Genomic DNA, 19,334 nt, shown 5'->3' with positions numbered 1-19,334 from the left:
TTGTAAGTGGTTCAACTAACGAATGTTTGTTTGGAGCTCAACGCTACGTACTTTTGAGGGCCTTGCGAATGAGTTGTTGGTGGTTTCCTGCCCGGATAAAACGGTTGTCGGGCTGCTCAGCACTTACATGCAGATAGTGCTACTTTCCATTCATGGCCAAAAAAACTAAGTCCAATAAGCGCCAGATTATTCTGGAAGAAGCCGCCAAGCTGTTCAAGGCCCGCGGCTTCAGCGGCGCCTCCATGCGGGAGCTGGGCGCGCAGGTGGGCATGGAGGCGGCCAGCATGTACAACCACATCAGCTCCAAAGACGAGCTGCTCGACCACATCTGCTTCCACGTTTCCGACACCTATATCTCGCAGCTGGCCGAGATTGAGCGCACCGAAGCCTCGTACGTCGACAAGATCAAGGCCCTGATCCGGCTGCACATCCGCCTGATGGTGGAAGACGGCGCGGCCGTGTCGGTGGCCAACAACGACTGGAAGTACCTGCCCGAGCCGCGCCTGACCGAGTTCAAGGAAGCCCGCAAAAACTACGAGAAAGGCTTCGCGGCCCTCATCGAGCAGGGCATTGAAGCCGGCGAGCTGCAGCCTGTGAACGTGTCGGTGGCCCTGTTTACCATTCTGTCGGCGGTGCGCTGGGTGGAACTGTGGTACCGCCCGGGCCGCGGCGTCACGGCCGAGGAGCTCGAAGAAAACATCATCACCATGCTCCTGTCGGGGCTGAGGAAACAGGATTTATAGGGCTTAGTGCCTGGTGCCTGGTGCTTAGGTCGCTCTGGCAATGAAGATAAGAGCGGACAAAGCCCCAGTCACTAAGCACCAAGCACCATGCACGAAGCACTAAAAAAATGAGCCGCTTTCATACGCTTAAAGTCAAGAGCATCACCCGCGAAACGCCTGATTGCGTGAGCGTGGCGCTGGACGTGCCCGCCGAGCTGCGCGACACGTTCCGGTTCACGCAGGGCCAGTACCTCACGTTTCGGCGGAACCTGAACGGCGAGGAAGTGCGCCGCAGCTACTCCATCTGCAGCAGCCCGCTGGAAAACGAGTGGCGCGTGGCCATCAAGCAGGTGCCGGAAGGGCGCTTTTCCACCCACGCCGTGCAGGAACTGCGCGTGGGCGACGAGCTGGAGGTGATGCCCCCGATGGGCCATTTCACCACCGAGCTGCACGCCGAACAGGCCAAACAGTACGTGCTGTTCGCGGCCGGCTCGGGCATCACGCCGGTGCTGTCCATCCTGAAAACAGTGCTGCTAACGGAGCCCAATAGCCGCGTGACGCTTATCTACGGCAACCGGGGCCGCAACTCCATCATCTTCAAGGAAGAAATCGAGGGCCTGAAAAACCGCTTCCTGCAGCGCCTGAGCGTGTACCACGTGCTCAGCCGCGAGCAGGGCGACACCGATCTGCTGTTCGGCCGCATCGACGGCGCCAAAGCCCGCGTGTTCCTCGACAAAATCATTCCGGCGCAGAAAATCGACGAGGCGTTTCTGTGTGGGCCCGAGGAGATGATTCTGGAGGTGAAAAGTGTGCTGCTGGAAGCTGGCGTTGCGCCCGAGAAGGTGCATTTCGAGCTGTTTGCCTCGGCCGCCGGCGCCCAGAAAGCCGCTGCCCGCCAGGCCCAGCGCCCCGCCGGCCAGGACGACAAGCACAGCCAGGTAACGGTGCAGCTGGAAGGCACGAAGCGCATCCTAGAAATGTCGTACTACGGCGACACGATTCTGGACGCGGTGCTCGAAACCGGGGCTGATGCGCCGTATTCGTGCAAAAACGGCATGTGCAGCACCTGCCGCTGCCGCGTGACGGAAGGCACCGTAGAAATGGACGTGAACTACTCGCTTTCCGAAAAGGAAGTGGCCCAGGGCTACGTCCTCAGTTGCCAGGCCCGCCCCACTTCGGAACGGGTAGTGGTGGATTTCGACCAGTAAAGAGGAGGCTAATAAAAAGGAACGTCATGCTGAGCTTGCCGAAGCATCTCTACCGCTTCGTTGCGCTAGTAATCATACGAAGCGGTAGAGATGCTTCGACTACGCCTCCGGCTTCGCTCAGCATGACGTTCTTTTGAGATGCTGCAGCCCAGCAGCCCAAAATTTTCCTTACATTTAACTAACGATTGTTAGTTAACCTTTGTTGAAGGCGCATGGAAACCCTAGAACTCACCCAGGAAGAACAGTTTCAGGCCCGCATTGATGCCGATGTGCGCATCGAGCCCAAGGACTGGATGCCCGAGGCGTACCGCAAGACGCTGATCCGGCAGATTTCGCAGCACGCGCACTCCGAGCTGGTGGGCATGCTGCCCGAAGGCAACTGGATTACCCGTGCCCCTTCGCTGAAGCGTAAATCCATCTTGCTGGCCAAGGTGCAGGACGAAGCCGGCCACGGCCTCTACCTCTACTCGGCCGCCGAAACCCTGGGTACTACCCGCGACCAGATGCTGGCCGACCTGCACTCGGGCAAGGCCAAGTACAGCAGCATCTTCAACTACCCCACCCTGAGCTGGGCCGATATGGGCTGCGTGGGCTGGCTGGTGGATGGCGCCGCCATCCTGAACCAGGTGCCGCTGTGCCGCACCAGCTACGGCCCCTACGCCCGCGCCATGGTGCGCGTGTGCAAGGAGGAAAGCTTCCACCAGCGCCAGGGCTTCGAGATTATGCAGACCCTGTGCGAAGGCGCGCCCGAGCAGAAAGCCATGGCGCAGGAAGCACTCAACCGCTGGTGGTGGCCCACGCTGATGATGTTCGGCCCCGCCGACGCCGACTCGCCCAACACCGAGCAGAGCATGAAGTGGCGCATCAAGCGCTTCACCAACGACGAGCTGCGCCAGAAATTCGTGGACATGATGGTGCCCCAGGCCGAGTTCCTGGGCCTCACGGTGCCCGATGAGAAGGTGCGCTGGAACGAGGAGCGCCAGGCCTACGACTTCGGCGAGGTGAACTGGGAGGAGTTCTGGAACGTGGTGAAAGGCAACGGCCTCTGCAACCAGGAGCGCCTGCAGGCCCGCGTAGATGCCTGGGAAGAAGGCGCCTGGGTGCGCGAAGCCGCCCTGGCCCACGCCGCTAAACGCGCCGCCCGCGAGCTGGCCAAGTCGGCCGCGTAAGTTTATCATCGAACGTCACGCTGAGCGGAGCCGGAGGCGAAGTCGAAGCATCTCGCGTGCTGACGCTGAAAATAATAACTCAATGTCAGCACGCAAGATGCTTCGACAAGCTCAGCATGACGTTCTACTAAGCACAAAATGATGACGCAACAAGAATGGCCGCTGTGGGAGGTTTTCATCCGCAGCAAACAGGGCCTCGACCATAAGCACGTGGGCAGCCTCCACGCCGCCGACGCCGCCATGGCCATCCAGAACGCCCGCGACGTGTACACGCGCCGCCTCGAAGGCGTGAGCATCTGGGTGGTGGAAAGCACGCACGTGCACGCCTCCAACCCCGACGACGCGGCCGCTTTCTACGAGCCCGCCAACGACAAAATCTACCGCCATCCGACCTTCTACCAGGTGCCGGATTCCATCAAGCACATGTAACCGATGACGGACGACTTCACGCCCACGCCGGCCCTGGCCACTGTCACCGAAACGCAGCGGCAGCTGCTGCCCTTCGTGCTACAGCTGGCCGATACCAGCCTGATTCTGGCCCACCGCCTGAGCGAGTGGTGCGGGCACGGCCCCATCCTTGAGCAGGACTTGGCCATGGCCAACATTGCGCTGGATTTGCTGGGCGAGGCCCGCAGCTACTACCAGTACGCCGCCGAGCTGGAAGGCCAGGGCCGCACCGAAGACGACCTGGCCTACCTGCGGCCCGCCGTGGAGTACCGCAACCCGCTGCTGGTGGAGCAGCCCAACCAGGATTTCGCCCACACCATCGTGCGGCAGTTCTTGTACGATGCCTTCCACTATCACCTGCTGCTCCAGCTCCAGCAGGGTCCCGACGCGCACCTGGCGGCCATTGCCGAGAAATCGGTGAAGGAGGCGGCCTATCACATCAAGTGGAGCTCGGAGTGGGTGATTCGCCTTGGCGACGGCACCGATGAGAGTCGGCGGCGCATCGAGAAGGCCATCCGCAACCTGTGGCGCTTCGGCGGCGAGCTGACCACGCCCACCGCCACCGAGCAAACTCTGCAAGCCGCCGGCCTCGTGCCCGACTACGCCGCGTTGCAACAGCAGATAAACGCCCACGTCGCGCGCGTATTCGAGGAAGCCACCCTGCCCGTGCCGGAAAACGTGTTTGCCCAGCAAGGCGGCAAAGACGGCCGCCACTCCGAGCACCTGGGCTACCTGCTGGCCGAGCTGCAATATATGCAGCGGACGTACCCGGGCATGCAGTGGTAAATTGGCTGTAGAGACGCGACACTTCGCGTCTCCCGCAAGAACGAACTAGCCAAAACAACATCAGCAACAATGAGACGCGAAGTGTCGCGTCTCTACAGCCGCTCAACTAACCCCACGTAATGCCCACCGAAGCGCACATCTGGCAGTTGCTGGAAGAGGTTTCCGACCCTGAGGTGCCGGTGCTCAGCATCCTGGACCTGGGCATTGTGCGCGGGGTTCGGCTGGAAGGCGAGCAGGTGCACGTCACCATCACGCCCACCTACTCGGGCTGCCCGGCCATGAACACCATTGCCACCGAAATCCGGCTGCGGCTGCTGGCTGAGGGCCTCACGCAGGTGCACATCCACAACCAGCTCAGCCCCGCCTGGACCACCGACTGGATGAGCCAGGCCGGCCGCCAGAAGCTGGAAGACTACGGCATTGCCCCGCCCGTGGATGGCACCGCCACCGGCCACGTCCTCAACCTGTTCGGGGCCGATACGGCTGTGCGCTGCCCGCTCTGCAAGTCCACTCACACCCACTTGGTCAGCCAGTTCGGCTCCACCGCCTGCAAAGCCCACTACCAGTGCGACGACTGCCTGGAGCCCTTCGACTACTTCAAGTGCCACGCGTGATGCAGCTGGCATAAAAACGTCATGCTCCATCTGGCGTCCACTTGCCGAAGCATCTCGCGTGCTGACGTTGCAACGGTAATTCAACGTCAGCATGCGAGATGCTTCGACTTCGCCTCCGGCTACGCTCAGCATGACGGCCGTTTTTCATCCTGTCCCACCCTACTCCTGAACTATGTCCGAAACTTCCTCACTTCTCTTCTCCCTCGAAGCCGGCGTGGCTACCATCCGCTTCAACCGGCCGCAGGTGTTCAACAGCGTCAACAAGGAAGTGGCGCTGGCTTTGCAGCAGCGGCTACGCGAGTGCCAGCAGAACCCCGAGGTGCGCGCCGTGCTGCTCACCGGCACCGGCAAAGCCTTCTGCGCCGGCCAGGATCTGGCGGAAATCACCGGCCCCGACAGCCCCGAGGTGGCCGAGATTGTGGAGCAGCTCTACAACCCCATCGTGGAGCTGATTCGGGCCCTGGACAAGCCGGTAGTGGCGGCCGTAAACGGCGTGGCCGCCGGCGCGGGCGCCAACCTGGCCCTGGCCTGCGACATCGTGGTGGCCCGCGAGTCGGCTTCGTTTATTCAGGCATTCAGCAAAATCGGGCTGATTCCGGACAGCGCCGGCACCTACTTCCTGCCCCGCCTCATTGGCCTGCAGCGCGCCACGGCCCTGATGATGACCGGCGACAAGGTATCGGCCCCAGAAGCCGTGCAGATAGGCATGATCTACAAGACGTTTGCCGACGACCAGTTCGACACCGAAGTAGATGCCCTGACCCGCAAGCTGGCCGCCATGCCCACCAAGGGCCTCGCCTACACCAAGCAGCTGCTCAACGGCACCTTCGCCAACACCCTCACCCAGCAGCTCCGCGCCGAAGCCGACTACCAGCTCCGCGCCGGCAGCACCGCCGACTACAAAGAAGGCGTCTCGGCCTTCATGGAAAAGCGCCAGCCGACGTTTACGGGGCAGTAAAACGGTATGAAATAAGAACGTCATGCTGAGCTTGTCGAAGCATCTCGCGTGCTGACATTGAAATAGTAACTCAACATCAGCACGCGAGATGCTTCGACAAGCTCAGCATGACGTTCAACTAAGCACAAGGCACTAAGCACTAAAAGAATGACCATCGGAATTATCGGGAGCGGGGCTATGGGGGCGGGGATTGCGCAGGTGGTGGCCCAGGCCGGCCACCCGGTGCGCCTGCTCGACCAGAACACGGCCGCGCTGGAACGGGCCATAGCCGGCATCCGCGGCGGCTTGCAGAAGCTCGCGGAGAAAGGCAAAATCACCCCGGAAGCGGCCGAAGCCGCCGCCGCCCGCGTGCAGCCCACCACCGACATCAACCAGTTTGCCGACTGCGGGCTGGTGCTGGAAGCCATTGTGGAAGACCTGGGCGTGAAGCAGCAGTTGTTCCGGGAAGTGGAGCTGGTGGTGACGCCGGAGTGCGTGCTGGCCTCCAATACGTCCTCGCTGTCGATTGCCAGCATTGCGGCGGCCTGCCAGCGGCCCGAGCGGTTTATCGGCATCCACTTCTTCAACCCGGCCCCGCTGATGCAGCTGGTGGAAATCATTCCGGCGGTTCAGACCCGCGCCGGGCTGGCCGGGGAAATCCGCCAGCTGGTGCAGAGCTGGGGCAAGCTGCCGGTGCTGTGCAAAGACACGCCGGGCTTCATCGTGAACCGCGTGGCGCGGCCGTTCTACGGCGAGGCCATCCGGCTGCTGGAAGAAGGCGTGGCCGATATGGCTACCATCGACTGGGCGCTGACTGAGCTGGGCGGCTTCCGGATGGGGCCGTTTGCGCTGATGGATTTCATCGGCCACGACGTGAACTACCGTGTCACGGAGTCGGTGTTTACCTCGTTCTTCTTCGACCCGCGCTACAAGCCCAGCTTCACCCAGAAACGCCTGTTCGAGGCTGGCTACTACGGCCGCAAATCGGGCCGTGGCTTCTACGACTACCGCGACGGCGCCACCCCGCCCGAGCCCACCCGCGACGAAGCCCTGGGCCGCCACATCGTGCATCGCGTGCTGGCCATGCTCATCAACGAAGCCGCCGACGCGCTGGCCCTCAACGTGGCTTCCCGCCAGGACCTGGAGCTGGCCATGACCAAGGGCGTCAACTACCCCAAAGGCCTGCTGGCTTGGGCCGACGAGCTGGGCCTGCAGAACGTGCTGACCACCCTCGACGACCTCTACGCCGACTACCACGAGGACCGCTACCGCGCCAGCCCGCTGCTGCGCCGCCTGGTCCGGGCCGGCCACACGTTCGCCCAGCATGAGCCAGCCGCCCGCTAGCGCCGCCGTGCAGCGCGCCGAAGCCGTGAAAGACCAGATGCTGCAGGATGACGCTTTCAGCCACTGGATGGGGCTGGAAGTGGACGAAATGGCCCCCGGCTACTGCCGCCTGCACTTCCGGGTGCGGCCCGAGATGCTCAACGGCTTCGGCATCCTGCACGGCGGCGTGGCCTTCGCCGCCGCCGATTCGGCGTTTGCTTTCGCCTGCAACAGCCACGGCCGCCAGAGCGTGGCCCTCAGCGCCACCATCGACTTCCTCGAACCCGGCCGTCCCGATGACCTCATCACCGTGGAAGCCCGCGAGGAAAGCCTCAAGCACAAAATCGGGGTGTACCAGCTGCGCCTCACCAACCAGCACGGCACCCCACTGGCCCTGTTCAAAGGCACCGCCTACCGGACGAGCAAGGAAGTGCTGTGAAGCAAGTAGAACGTCATGCTGAGCTTGTCGAAGCATCTCGCGTGCTGACGTTGCTATAGTAAGCAGATGGTAACCGCTCCGTAGCCCAGGGTTTAAACCCTGGGCTAGTGAAGCAACCTCAGCACGCGAGATGCTTCGGCAAGCTCAGCATGACGTTCTTTCCTGACCCAATCATCACCATCACCCACCCCATGACCCAAGCCTACCTCATCGACGGAATCCGGACGCCCATTGGCAACTTTGGCGGCACGCTCGCGGCTGTGCGGCCCGACGACCTGGCGGCCCACGCCATCCAGGAGCTGCTGCGCCGCCACCCCGACCTCGACCCCGCCGCCGTGGCCGATGTGCTGCTGGGCTGCGCCAATCAGGCCGGCGAAGACAACCGCAACGTGGCCCGTATGGCCCTGCTGCTGGCCGGTATGCCCACCACCGTACCCGGCGAAACCGTGAACCGCCTCTGCGCCTCCGGCCTTTCGGCTAGCATTGCCGCCGCCCGCGCCATCCGCAGCGGCGACGGTGACCTGTTCATTTCGGGCGGGGTGGAGAACATGACGCGCGCCCCGCTGGTGGTATCCAAGCCCAGCAAAGGCTTCGGCACCGACTCGCAGATGTACGATTCCAGCTTCGGCTGGCGCTTCATCAACCCCCAGATGCAGGCCCTCTACGGCACCGACGCCATGGGCGAAACCGCCGAAAACCTGGTGGACCAGTACCACATCAGCCGCGACGACCAGGACCAGTTTGCGCTCCACTCGCAGCAGAAAGCCGCCGCCGCCCAACAGGCCGGCCGCCTGGCCGAGGAAATTGCGCCGGTGCCCATTCCGCAGCGCAAAGGCGAGCCGGTGCTTTTCGCCGCAGATGAGTTCCTGAAGCCCGACACCAGCCTCGAAGGCCTCGGCAAGCTGCGCCCCGCGTTCCGCAAAACCGGCACCGTCACGGCCGGCAACGCCTCCGGCCTCAACGACGGCGCGGCGGCCCTGCTGCTGGCCTCGGAAGACGGCATCAAGCAGCACAACCTCACGCCGCTGGCCCGCATCGTGAGCATGGGCGTGGCCGGCGTGGAGCCGCGCATCATGGGAATCGGCCCGGTACCGGCCAGCCAGCTGGCCCTGCAGAAGGCCGGCCTCACCCTCAACGACATCGACGTAATCGAGCTGAACGAGGCCTTTGCTGCCCAAAGCCTAGCCTGCCTGCGCGCCCTGCACCTCGCCGATAACGACCCGCGCGTGAACCCCAACGGCGGCGCCATTGCCCTGGGCCACCCGCTGGGCATGAGCGGCGCCCGCATCCTCAACGCCGCCGCCCGCGAGCTGCACCGCCAGCACAAGCGCTATGCCCTCGTGACCATGTGCATCGGCGTAGGCCAGGGCTACGCGGTGGTGCTGGAGCGGGCGTAAGGACCTCACCCCCTAACCCACTCTCCAAAAGAGAGGGGGAACTAGTTTTCTAGAGCTAGATGCTAGTTCCCCTCCTTGGAAAGGAGGGGTTAGGGGTGGTTGATACCGTCAGAACGACGCACAAAAGAGCCGTTTGCGTTAGTTTGCGGTACCCAAGCACGATGTAGAGACGCAATATTTTGCGTCTCCCCGTTGAGCGACCGGCAAAGCATATAAAACAACCTCAGCAACGACGAGACGCAAAATATTGCGTCTCTACAACCCAAACTTCCCACCCACAAGCCTCACAACCCGCCCAGCTAGAAAGCTAGAAAACTAGCCCCCCTCTCCCCCTGGAGAGGGGGCTAGGGGGTGAGGCGAACGTGAGGTCCTCCAAATTCACCAATGGCACAACTACTCGAAAACTACGCCCTGGGCCGCTGGACGGCGGGCTCCGGCGACCAGCACGAACTCTACGACGCCTCCACCGGCGAGGTGGTGGCCATTGCCGACGGCGAGGGACTCGACTTCGCGGCCATGCTCGACTACGGCCGCCGCGTGGGCAACCCCGTGCTGCGCCGCATGACCTTCCACGAGCGGGGCCGCATGCTCAAGGCCCTGGCCCTGCACCTCGACAGCAAAAAAGAGGACTTCTACACCCTCAGCTACCGCAGCGGCGCCACCCGCGCCGACTCCTGGATTGACATCGAAGGCGGCATCGGCAACCTGTTCGCCAACGCCTCCCTGCGCCGCAAATTCCCCGATACGCCATTCTACGCCGAGTCGGACCCGATTGCGCTGTCCAAGGCCGGCAACTTCATGGGCCACCACCTGATGGTGCCCAAGGAGGGCGTGGCCGTGCACATCAACGCCTACAACTTCCCCATCTGGGGCATGCTGGAGAAGATTGCCGTGAACCTGCTGGCGGGTATGCCGGCCATCGTGAAGCCGGCCCTGCCGTCGGCCTACCTCACCGAGGCCGTAGTGCGTGAAATCATCCGGTCGGGGATTCTGCCCGAGGGCGCGCTGCAGCTGGTGGTGGGCACGGGCCACGGCCTGCTCGAGCACGTCACGTACCAGGATGTCGTGACGTTTACGGGCTCGGCGGAAACCGGCCGCAAGCTCAAGGGCCACTCGCGCATTCTGGCCGAATCGGTGCCGTTCAACATGGAGGCCGACTCGCTGAACGCCGCCGTGCTGGGCCCCGACGCCGTGCCCGGCACCGTGGAGTTCGACCTGTTCATCAAGGAAGTACGCAAGGAAATGACGGCCAAAGCCGGGCAGAAATGCACCGCCATCCGCCGCATCATCGTGCCCGAAAACCTGGTGGAAGACGTGCAGATTGCCCTGGGCAAGGCCCTGGCCCAGACCACCGTGGGCCATCCGCAGGCCGAGGGCGTGCGCATGGGCGCCCTCGCCGGCCTCGACCAAGTGAAGCGCGTGCGCGAGCAGGTGCAGCGCCTAGCCCAGAACACGCCCATCGTGTACGGCGACCTGGACAACGTGCAGGTTATCGGCGGCGACTGCAAAACCGGCGCGTTCATGTCGCCGATTGTGCTGCTGAACTCCGAGCCGTTCAAGTTCACCGACTCGCACGAAATTGAGGCCTTCGGGCCGGTGAGCACGCTCATGCCCTACAAGAACGTAGGCGAAGCCATCGAGCTGGCCAACATGGGCCGCGGCTCGCTGGTATGCTCGGTGGCCACCAACAGCCCCGCCACCGCCACCGAGTTTGTGCTAGGTGCCGCCACGCACCACGGCCGCATTCTGGTGCTCAACGGCGAGGTTGCCAAGGAAAGCACTGGTCACGGCTCGCCGCTGCCGCTGCTGGTACACGGCGGCCCCGGCCGGGCCGGCGGCGGCCAGGAAATGGGCGGTCTGCGCGGCGTGGAGCACTTTATGCAGCGCGTAGCCATCCAGGGCTCGCCCAGTATGATTACGGCCATCACCCAGGTGTACCAGCCCAAGGCCAAGCAGATTGAGAAGGACAAGCACCCCTTCCAGCACTACTTCGAGGAGCTGGAAATCGGGCAGACCTACACCACCCACCGCCACACCGTCTCGGAGGCCGACATCACCAACTTCGCGCAGGTATCGGGCGACAACTTCTACGCCCACGTCGACGCCACTTCCCTCGATGGCACGCTGTTTACGGGCCGCGTGGCCCACGGCTACTACGTGCTCAGCAAGGCCGCCGGCATGTTCGTGGACCCGCGCAAAGGCCCCGTGCTGCTCAACTACGGCCTCGATGAGTGCCGCTTCACCAAGCCCGTCTACCCCGGCATGACCATCGGCGTGAAGCTCACCGTCAAGGAAAAAATAGCCCAGGAAAAGCGCGACGCCGACGACGTAGCCAAAGGCATCGTGCGTTGGCTGGTAGACGTGTCCGACGAAACCGGCGAAACCGTAGCCGTCGCCACGATTTTGACGATGGTGAAAAAGAAAGACCAGGAATAAATAACCCGTCTGTCATCCTGAGCGGAGCGAAGGACCTTATGACAGCTGGACGAGTCGTTGCTACGATTAACGTTCAGACGTGATAAGGTCCTTCGCTCCGTTCAGGATGACAGTTACTAATTCCCCATGACCTCAGGAACCGTTACCACCCACACTACCCCGGAAGGCATCAGCACCATCCGCTTCTTCCACCCCTCACACAACTCGCTGCCGGGCGCGCTACTTACGGAACTGGCTGCCACCATCACCCAAACCGCCCAGGACGAAGTCACCAAAGTCATCATCCTGGAAAGCGAGGGTGAAAAGACATTCTGCGCCGGGGCCAGCTTCGATGAGCTGATTGCCATTGAGGACGCGGCCCAGGGCCTGGAGTTTTTCTCCGGCTTCGCGAAGGTGATTAACGCCTGCCGCACCGCGCCCAAAATCATCATTGGGCGGGTGCAGGGCAAGGCCATTGGCGGCGGCGTGGGCGTGGCCGCGGCCACCGACTACTGCTTTGCCACCACCAACGCCAGCGTGAAGCTGAGCGAGCTGGTGGTCGGCATCGGGCCGTTTGTAGTAGGGCCGGCCGTGGAGCGCAAAATCGGCACCGCCGCCTTTGCCCAGCTGGCCCTTGATGCCGGCGAGTTCCGCCCCGCCGAGTGGGCGTTGCAGAAAGGCCTCTACGCTGAGTTGCACGATTCCGCCGAAGCCCTCGACGCGGCCGTGCTGGCCTTTGCCCGCAAGCTGGCCGCCTACAACCCCGAGGCCCTCACCGACCTCAAGCGCGTCATCTGGCAGGGCACCGACCACTGGGATACGCTACTGCCGGAGCGCGCCGCCATCAGCGGCCGTCTCGTGCTGTCCGACTTCACCCGCGACGCCATCCGTCAATTCAAGAGCCGGTAAAACGAAGGGTAGCGTAGGCTGTGGCCCGCGCTACCCTTATGCCGCTTGCAATTCCTTCGTTTGGCAGTTTTGGATGGAGACAATCTGCAGGCCTACCAAACATGGGCTGCGGAATTGTTCGTAGAGGTCAGCGAAGACCTCGCTCACTTCTGAAGTGGCGCTGAGAAGCTGATGTTCAGTGCGTTTGGCGGTAACTATTTCTCCGCAATCCGTCTGCGCAGTTATCACCTGGCAGTGCACTTGGTAGCTGAGGTTCTGTTTCATAGCGAGAAGGAGCAGTCAGATCATATAGTAATCAAAAATACTAATAAAAATAGCAAAAACAACTAAAGCCGTGAGCGGGTTTAGTTGTATGAGCAGTAGGGAATAGTGTGAAAACAAAAAACCCTCTTCGCGATTTGCAAAGAGGGTTTTGAGTGGTAATGATTGGAATCGAACCAACGACACCAGCATTTTCAGTGCTGTGCTCTACCAACTGAGCTACATTACCAGCTCTGGGTGCCCCGAGTGCGTTACCGCCGTTGGGGAGCACAAAAGTAGTAAACCATTTTCAACCTGCAAGCACTAACTCAAAAAAATCTTCTGGCCGAAAACAATGCTGGCAAAATCGATAATTTGTTATGCATACCGAGTATATTTCGGCTCCAACCCCAAACCTACCCTTTCCTGTGCATTTCTCTATTCAAAACCTCCTCTTCCTGCTGGTAGCGGTAGCGGGCTTCGGCCTGTTTGCCTGGCAGGCGCGGAAGATCCGGGCCAACATCCTCGTCGGGCGCGACCGGGATATGAGCGGCCACGTCAATGAGCGTCTGTGGAAGACGCTGCTGGTGGCCTTCGGGCAGCAGAAGATGTTCAAGCGACTCACGCCGGCCATCCTGCACCTGATTGTTTACGTCGGCTTCATCGTCATCAACATCGAAGTCATTGAAATCATGGTGGACGGCCTGTTTGGCACCCACCGGTTTCTGCAGTTCCTGGGGCCGCTCTACGATGCCCTGACCGCCACCAACGAAGTGCTGGGCGCGCTGGTAGTGCTGGCCGTGGTGGCCTTCTGGTGGCGCCGCAACGCCAGCGTGGTGCGCCGCTTCACCGGCCCCGAACTGCGGGCTTGGCCCAAGCTCGACGCTAACGTGATTCTCTACGTGGAGGTAATTCTGATGGCGGCCCTGTTCACGATGAACGCCGCCGACCTGAAGCTGCACCAGCTGGAAGGCAAGGACTTGCCCGGCGCGTTTCCCGTCAGCAGCCTGCTCACGGGCCTGTTCCCCGATAACCTCACGGCCCTGGCCGTGCTGGAGCGCGTGGGCTGGTGGGCGCACATTGTGGGCATCCTGCTGTTTCTGAACTACCTGCCCAGCAGCAAGCACTTCCACATCATCATGGCCTTCCCGAACGTGTTCTACTCCCGGCTGGTGCCGCAGGGGCAGTTCTCGAACGTGGACAGCATCACCCACGAGGTGAAAGCCATGATGGACCCCAGCTACCAGGTGCCCGCCCCGGCTACCAACCCCGATGGCTCGGCCGCCGCACCCACGCCCTTCGGGGCCAAGGATGTGGATGATCTGGCCTGGACCAACCTGCTCAACGCCTACTCCTGCACCGAGTGCGGCCGCTGCACCTCGGTGTGCCCGGCCAACCTCACCGGCAAGCTTCTCTCGCCCCGCAAAATCATCATGGATACCCGCGACCGGGTAGAGGAGAAGTACAACTCGCCGCTGATTTTCCACCCCAGCCTGTACGGCCCCGAAGCCAAGCATAACCCCCAGGAGCAGCTCGACAAGGAAAACCACACCCTGCTGCGCGGCTACGTAACGCCCGAGGAGCTGTGGGCCTGCACCACCTGCAATGCCTGCGTGGAAGCCTGCCCGGTGAACATCAACCCCCTGGAAAGCATCATCGAGATGCGCCGCTTCCTGGTGCTGGAAGAGTCGGCCGCCCCGAACTCCCTGAACGTGATGTTCAGCAACATCGAAAACAACGGCGCGCCCTGGGCCTTCTCGCCCTCCGACCGGTTCAACTGGGCCGACGACCTGTTCGTGACGGAAAAAACGCCGGTAACGGCCTAGTGTAAGCAGAACGTCGGGTCGCGCGGAGCAGACAGCTCGCGCGCTGACGTTGTAATCGTAATCAGACATCAGCACGCGAGATGCTTCGGCTCCGCCTCTGCATGACGACCCTAACCACCTCAATATAATGGCTGAGCAAACTGCCAAGCGTCCCGTATCTGTTCCGTTGATGGCCGACCTGGCTGCCCGGGGCGAGTCGCCGGAAATTCTGTTCTGGGTGGGCTGCGCCGGCGCCTTCGACGACCGGTACAAGCGCGTGACCCGCGCCTTCGTCCGCATTCTGGAGCACGTGGGCGTGAGCTACGCCGTGCTGGGCATGGAGGAATCCTGCACCGGCGACCCGGCCAAGCGCGCCGGCAACGAGTTCCTGTTTCAGATGCAGGCCATGACCAACATTGCCACCCTCAACGGCTACGGCATCAAGAAGGTGGTAACGGCTTGCCCGCACTGTTTCAACACCATCAAAAACGAGTACCCCGCGTTGGGTGGCGAGTTTGAGGTGATTCACCACAGCACCTTCCTGCAGCAGCTCATCAACGAGGGCAAGGTGACGGCCAAGGGCGGCGAGTCGTTCAAGGGCCGCCGCATCACCTTCCACGATTCCTGCTACCTGGGCCGCGCCAACAACATCTACGAAGCGCCCCGCGAGGTGCTGGAGGTGCTCGACGCCGACCTGCTGGAAATGAAGCGCTGCAAAACCAACGGCCTCTGCTGCGGTGCCGGTGGTGCCCAGATGTGGAAAGAGCCTGAGCCCGGCAAAAAAGACGTGAACGTGGAGCGTGCCGAGGAAGCCCTGGCCACCCTCGACGGCGACGCCGACGTGCTGCTGAACCTGCAGGGTGTGGAAAGCACCGCCCCCGTGCTGCCCGCCGGCTCCAACCGCGGCGGCAGCGTCATTGCCGTGGCCTGCCCGTTCTGCATGACCATGATGGCCGACGGCGTGAAAAACAAGGAGCGCGAATCCGACGTGCAGGTGTTCGACCTGGCCGAGCTGATTGCCTCCGCCGAAGGCCTCAATGCATAATAGTGCTTAGTTGGTAGTGCCTGGTGCTTAGTTTGTTTTGCTTCTGGATAGAGAAACGGCCTAAGCACTAAGCACCATACATTAGGCACTAATTACAGCCCCGCGCCGGAACTTCCGGGCGGGGCTGTTTCTTTGTAACAGTAGGGGAGGGTGCCGCAGGGCGTCCGGCCCCGGTTTTCCACGTCTTTCGTCTTATGTACGTTCCTTTCGATCAACTGCCGGCCAGTGCCCGCATCTGGATATACCAAGCCAACCGACCCTTCACGGCCGCCGAGCTGGAAAACCTGCAGCCGGCGCTGCGCCGTTTTGCCGATGAGTGGACCAGCCACGGCCGCACCCTGGCTGCCTCAGTAGCCGTGCTGCACCAGCAGTTTCTGGTAGTGGGGCTGGACGAAGCCGTGGCCGATGCCAGTGGCTGCTCCATTGATGCCTCGGTCCGTTTTGTGCAGGGCATCGAGCAGCATTTGGGGCTCCAGTTACTGGAAAAGTCGCGCATGGCGTTCCTGCTGGACGGCACCGTCACGCTTCTTGACCGCACCGCCCTGAAAGGCGCCGTAGCCGCGGGACAGCTGGCCGCCGAAACTCCCTACTTCGACGCTACGGTAGCGCAGAAAGGGCAACTGACCACAGCTTTTCCGGGGCCGGCGGGCCAGACCTGGCTGGCCCGGTACTTTTCGACGGTCGCCTAATTTTTGTTTTTCGACTATTATACTGTACAAACTTAGTATTATTAGGGCCGGGTTTGCTGACTTGACAGCTAGCTTGTTATCCACTCCATCGTTCACCACCTATGAAGAAATTACTACTGGTCTGTGCTGCGGCCGGCTCTGCTGCCTTGTTGAGCGGGTGTGCTACCTCCGGCAGCGCCAGCAAAGCAGATAAGCGCTTTGCTCAGGGCGAGTACGAAACCGCCATTGAGCTGTATAAGGCCGATGTTGCGAAGGGTAAAAACGTGGCAACGGCCAACTATCGGGTGGCAGAAGCATACCGGCTGTCTAACCGCATTGAGCAGGCAGAAAGCTATTATAAGGCGGCGATTGATGGGGGTGTGAAGGCACCTGACGTGGTGTTCTACTACGGACAAGCCCTGAAGGCCAACGGCAAGTTCGACGAAGCCGCCCAGCAGTTCGACGCCTACACCCAGGCCAGCGCCGGCCGCGCGCTGGCGCCCCGCGCCGAGATGGAATCCCGCAATGCCAAGATGGCCAACACCATCATGGCGATGCGCTCCAACAACGAGGTGATGGCGCTGGACCAGGTGAACACGCCCTCCTCGGAGTTCGGCTCGACCCTGATGCCGGACACCAAGGAGCTGGTGTTTGCCTCCGGCCGCGAGGGCAAGAAATACTTGGGCAACGGCGAGAACTTCAGCGACTTGTACGCCGTGAAGTTTGATGACGCCGAGAAAATGACCGGGGGCTCGGTGCGCAAGCTGGAGGCCCTCTTCAACACCGAAGACAAGCACGAAGCCAGCGCCACCTACACGCCCGACGGCAAAACGATGGTGTTTGCCCGCTCCAACAACGGCTCCAAAAAAGGCCTACTGAGCGTGGATCTGTGGATTGCTTACTTCAAGAATGGCGCCTGGAGCGAGCCGGTACTGGCCAACATCAACGACCGCACCGCCGATGACTTCTCGCCGGCTTTCAGTGCCGATGGCCAGACGCTGTACTTCGCCTCGGGCCGCAAAGGCGGCCTCGGTGGCAACGATATCTACAAAGCCACGCTGGGCCCGAACGGCCGCTTCTCGCCCGCCGAAAACCTGGGCGACCAGGTGAACACCGCCGGCAACGACAACTTCCCGGCCATAGCGCCGGATGGCACGCTCTACTTCTCTTCCGACGGGCAGCCCGGCCTGGGCAAGCTCGATATCTTTATGCTGGAGAAGGGCAAGGCAAAAAACCTGGGCACGCCCATCAATAGCGCCGGCGACGACTTCGCGCCGTTTTTCACCAGCAAGAATGGGGGCGTATTTTCTTCCAACCGCGCCGGTGGCAAGGGCTCGGATGACTTGTACATGTTCCGCCAGAAGCCGCTGCGCCTCGTGACCTTCTACGCCGATGGCACGGTGATGACGCGCAACGAGAAAACCGGCGTCATGGCCCCAGCCAGCGGCGAAACCGTGACGTTGTATGGCCGCAACGGCCAAAAAATCCAAGACGTGACGGCAGATGCCGAAGGCAAGTTCAGCCTGAAGCTGGACTCGGCAGCGGCCAACTACGCGCTGGTGGCCGACCAGCCCGGCTTCTTCACGGCCCGGGCGCCGCTGAGTACCGTGGGGCGCAAGCCTGCCCAGGATCAGCTGGTGAACGAAATGACCGAAGTGCGGATTCCGGTGGCGCTGACGCTCACGGAAATCGTGAAAAATAAAGCCATCCGCGTCGAGAACATTCTCTACGACTACGATAAGGCCGACATCCGGCCGGATGCGGCGCTGGAGCTGGATAAGCTGGTGGAAACCCTCAACGACAACCCCGCCATCACCATCGAGCTGAGCTCCCACACCGACTCGCGCGGCAAAGACGCCTACAACCAGGCCCTGTCGCAGCGCCGGGCGCAGTCGGCCGTAGACTACATCATCTCAAAGGGCATTGACAAGGCGCGCATCACGGCCAAAGGCTACGGCGAGAGCCGGCCGGAAGTGAAGGACGCCAAAACTGAAGACCAGTTCCAGCGCAACCGCCGCACGGAATTCCGAGTGACGAAAATTGCCGAATAACACGGGTAGCTGATCCTCCAAAAAAAGCCCTCGCTTACAGAGCGAGGGCGTTTTTGTCGTTTTACGTCTGGTCTGAAAGAAATTTAAGTGCGCTTGTGCCGCAATAGCAGGAACGGGCGCGGAAACTGATTGTCGGCTGGCAAAGTTCCGCGAGTTGGCATAATCCTTGGCTTGGGTATATAGACGGAGGCAGATGGGCTGCTTCCGGCCAACGACCTACTGCCATGAAAAAGGCGCTACTCTTCTGCCTCAGCCTGCTGCTGCTGACGGCCGCCCACCTGCAGGCTGCTCCGGCCAACATGAACATCACCTCGGAGCGCGGCGTGCCCTTCAATCTGCGCTTCGATGGCCGCACCCTCACGCGCGGCGGCGCGCGCCAGGTACACCTCAACCGGGTTGCGCCCGGCGTGCACTGGGCCGAGTTTATGATTCCGGTGGGCTACGGCCGCTCCGTCAGCTACCGCACCCGCGTGTTTCTGGACCCCGGCCTGGAAACCAGCTTCGTGCTCCTGACGCGCCCCGGCCGCGGGCCCGAGCTGCGCAAAGTGGCCGCCGTGCCGCTGCGGGGCGGCTACGGCAACGGAGGAAATGGCGGTTACGGCAACGGCGGCTACGATGGCTACGGCTACAGTGGCGCGCAAGGCAACGGCCAGCAAGGCACCGATGAGAACTACGACGACGATGCTTATGGCAACCAGCCTGCTCCCGGCCAGCCCGGCGGCTATGGCAACAACGGCTACCCCAACGGCGGCAGTAGCAACGGCTATCCTAACGGCAATGGCTACCCCAGCGGCGGCAACAACGGCGGCGGCTACTACCCCGGCGGCAGCGTGAGCTACAACCGCGTGATGGCGCCGCAGGACGTAGACGCCCTGGTGGCCGCCGTGCACCGCCAGTCGTTCGATAAAGACAAGCTGCCCATGGCCCGCCTGGCCCTCAGCGAAACCGGCCTGCGCGCCGAAGACCTGACCCGCCTGATGAAGGAGCTGAGCTTCGAGGACTCCAGAATGGAGCTGGCCAAATACGGCTCCAGCCGCGTGGTAGACCGCCAGAATCTGTACCGCCTCAACGAAGGGTTTACGTTCTCACACTCGGCCACGGAACTGCAGGAATACCTGGCCCAGCAGGCACCACGTTAAGCGGCACCGATTCTCAACGA

The 19,334-nt window shown here is 62.1% G+C and carries 18 protein-coding genes and 1 tRNA gene; 17 read left to right on the top strand and 2 right to left on the bottom strand.

Annotated elements, in window-relative coordinates; genetic code table 11:
- Nucleotides 1-152: 152 nt before the first annotated feature.
- From N008_RS07760 to N008_RS07705, 12 genes are all read left to right on the top strand, one after another.
- A complete protein-coding gene (locus N008_RS07760) occupies nucleotides 153-743 on the top strand; it encodes a TetR/AcrR family transcriptional regulator (RefSeq protein WP_044015044.1) in 591 nt (196 codons plus the stop codon).
- A 107-nt stretch (nucleotides 744-850) separates the two neighbouring features.
- The gene (paaE, locus tag N008_RS07755) at nucleotides 851-1,930 is read left to right on the top strand and encodes a 1,2-phenylacetyl-CoA epoxidase subunit PaaE (protein ID WP_044015042.1); all 1,080 of its coding nucleotides are present in this window, start codon (nucleotides 851-853) and stop codon (nucleotides 1,928-1,930) included.
- A gap of 212 nt (nucleotides 1,931-2,142) precedes the next feature.
- Nucleotides 2,143-3,099, top strand: coding sequence for a 1,2-phenylacetyl-CoA epoxidase subunit PaaA (paaA, locus tag N008_RS07750; protein ID WP_044015040.1), 957 nt, complete (start codon nucleotides 2,143-2,145; stop codon nucleotides 3,097-3,099).
- 138 nt (nucleotides 3,100-3,237) lie between these two features.
- Nucleotides 3,238-3,528, top strand: a complete 291-nt coding sequence (gene paaB, locus N008_RS07745) for a 1,2-phenylacetyl-CoA epoxidase subunit PaaB (protein WP_408613550.1) — start codon at nucleotides 3,238-3,240, stop codon at nucleotides 3,526-3,528.
- A 3-nt stretch (nucleotides 3,529-3,531) separates the two neighbouring features.
- Complete coding sequence (gene paaC, locus N008_RS07740) at nucleotides 3,532-4,332, top strand: 1,2-phenylacetyl-CoA epoxidase subunit PaaC (protein ID WP_052381311.1); 801 nt, start codon at nucleotides 3,532-3,534, stop codon at nucleotides 4,330-4,332.
- Nucleotides 4,333-4,451: 119 nt separating this feature from the next.
- Nucleotides 4,452-4,946, top strand: coding sequence for a 1,2-phenylacetyl-CoA epoxidase subunit PaaD (gene paaD / locus N008_RS07735; RefSeq protein ID WP_044015038.1), 495 nt, complete (start codon nucleotides 4,452-4,454; stop codon nucleotides 4,944-4,946).
- 172 nt (nucleotides 4,947-5,118) lie between these two features.
- Nucleotides 5,119-5,904 carry an enoyl-CoA hydratase-related protein gene (locus N008_RS07730; RefSeq protein ID WP_044015036.1) on the top strand — a complete coding sequence of 262 codons (786 nt, stop codon included), beginning with the start codon at nucleotides 5,119-5,121 and terminating at the stop codon, nucleotides 5,902-5,904.
- Between the two features lie 147 nt (nucleotides 5,905-6,051).
- On the top strand, nucleotides 6,052-7,227 hold the full coding sequence (locus tag N008_RS07725) for a 3-hydroxyacyl-CoA dehydrogenase NAD-binding domain-containing protein (protein ID WP_044015034.1): 1,176 nt from the start codon (nucleotides 6,052-6,054) through the stop codon (nucleotides 7,225-7,227).
- Nucleotides 7,208-7,645, top strand: a complete 438-nt coding sequence (gene paaI, locus N008_RS07720) for a hydroxyphenylacetyl-CoA thioesterase PaaI (RefSeq protein ID WP_044015032.1) — start codon at nucleotides 7,208-7,210, stop codon at nucleotides 7,643-7,645. Before N008_RS07725 ends, paaI begins: the two co-directional genes overlap by 20 nt.
- 191 nt (nucleotides 7,646-7,836) lie before the next feature.
- On the top strand, nucleotides 7,837-9,042 hold the full coding sequence (gene pcaF, locus N008_RS07715; protein WP_044018442.1) for a 3-oxoadipyl-CoA thiolase: 1,206 nt from the start codon (nucleotides 7,837-7,839) through the stop codon (nucleotides 9,040-9,042).
- Between the two features lie 384 nt (nucleotides 9,043-9,426).
- Nucleotides 9,427-11,478 (top strand): phenylacetic acid degradation bifunctional protein PaaZ, encoded by a 2,052-nt coding sequence (gene paaZ, locus N008_RS07710; protein WP_044015030.1) that lies wholly within the window; start codon nucleotides 9,427-9,429, stop codon nucleotides 11,476-11,478.
- Between the two features lie 126 nt (nucleotides 11,479-11,604).
- Nucleotides 11,605-12,366 (top strand): enoyl-CoA hydratase/isomerase family protein, encoded by a 762-nt coding sequence (locus N008_RS07705; RefSeq protein ID WP_044015028.1) that lies wholly within the window; start codon nucleotides 11,605-11,607, stop codon nucleotides 12,364-12,366.
- 36 nt (nucleotides 12,367-12,402) lie between these two features.
- Here the strand turns inward: N008_RS07705 and N008_RS07700 are convergent, their stop codons facing one another.
- Together N008_RS07700 and N008_RS07695 are read right to left on the bottom strand one after the other, a co-directional pair.
- The gene (locus N008_RS07700) at nucleotides 12,403-12,630 is read right to left on the bottom strand and encodes a hypothetical protein (protein WP_044015026.1); all 228 of its coding nucleotides are present in this window, start codon (nucleotides 12,628-12,630) and stop codon (nucleotides 12,403-12,405) included.
- A gap of 153 nt (nucleotides 12,631-12,783) precedes the next feature.
- A tRNA-Phe gene (locus tag N008_RS07695) sits at nucleotides 12,784-12,856 on the bottom strand.
- Between the two features lie 178 nt (nucleotides 12,857-13,034).
- On the opposite strand from N008_RS07695, the gene N008_RS07690 reads away from it, so the two are divergent.
- The 5 genes from N008_RS07690 (at nucleotide 13,035) to N008_RS21455 (ending at nucleotide 19,314) form a co-directional block, all read left to right on the top strand.
- Complete coding sequence (locus N008_RS07690; RefSeq protein ID WP_044015024.1) at nucleotides 13,035-14,432, top strand: 4Fe-4S dicluster domain-containing protein; 1,398 nt, start codon at nucleotides 13,035-13,037, stop codon at nucleotides 14,430-14,432.
- Between the two features lie 127 nt (nucleotides 14,433-14,559).
- A complete protein-coding gene (locus N008_RS07685; RefSeq protein WP_231569798.1) occupies nucleotides 14,560-15,456 on the top strand; it encodes a (Fe-S)-binding protein in 897 nt (298 codons plus the stop codon).
- A gap of 194 nt (nucleotides 15,457-15,650) precedes the next feature.
- Nucleotides 15,651-16,145: a hypothetical protein gene (locus N008_RS07680; protein ID WP_044015021.1), complete on the top strand. Its 495-nt coding sequence runs from the start codon at nucleotides 15,651-15,653 to the stop codon at nucleotides 16,143-16,145.
- A 101-nt stretch (nucleotides 16,146-16,246) separates the two neighbouring features.
- Complete coding sequence (locus N008_RS07675) at nucleotides 16,247-18,175, top strand: OmpA family protein (RefSeq protein ID WP_044015019.1); 1,929 nt, start codon at nucleotides 16,247-16,249, stop codon at nucleotides 18,173-18,175.
- Between the two features lie 224 nt (nucleotides 18,176-18,399).
- Nucleotides 18,400-19,314: a DUF4476 domain-containing protein gene (locus tag N008_RS21455; protein WP_052381309.1), complete on the top strand. Its 915-nt coding sequence runs from the start codon at nucleotides 18,400-18,402 to the stop codon at nucleotides 19,312-19,314.
- Nucleotides 19,315-19,334: the final 20 nt, after the last annotated feature.

Source organism: Hymenobacter sp. APR13 (assembly GCF_000737515.1).
Taxonomy (GTDB): domain Bacteria; phylum Bacteroidota; class Bacteroidia; order Cytophagales; family Hymenobacteraceae; genus Hymenobacter.
This window is presented reverse-complemented; position numbering and strand designations above follow the sequence as displayed.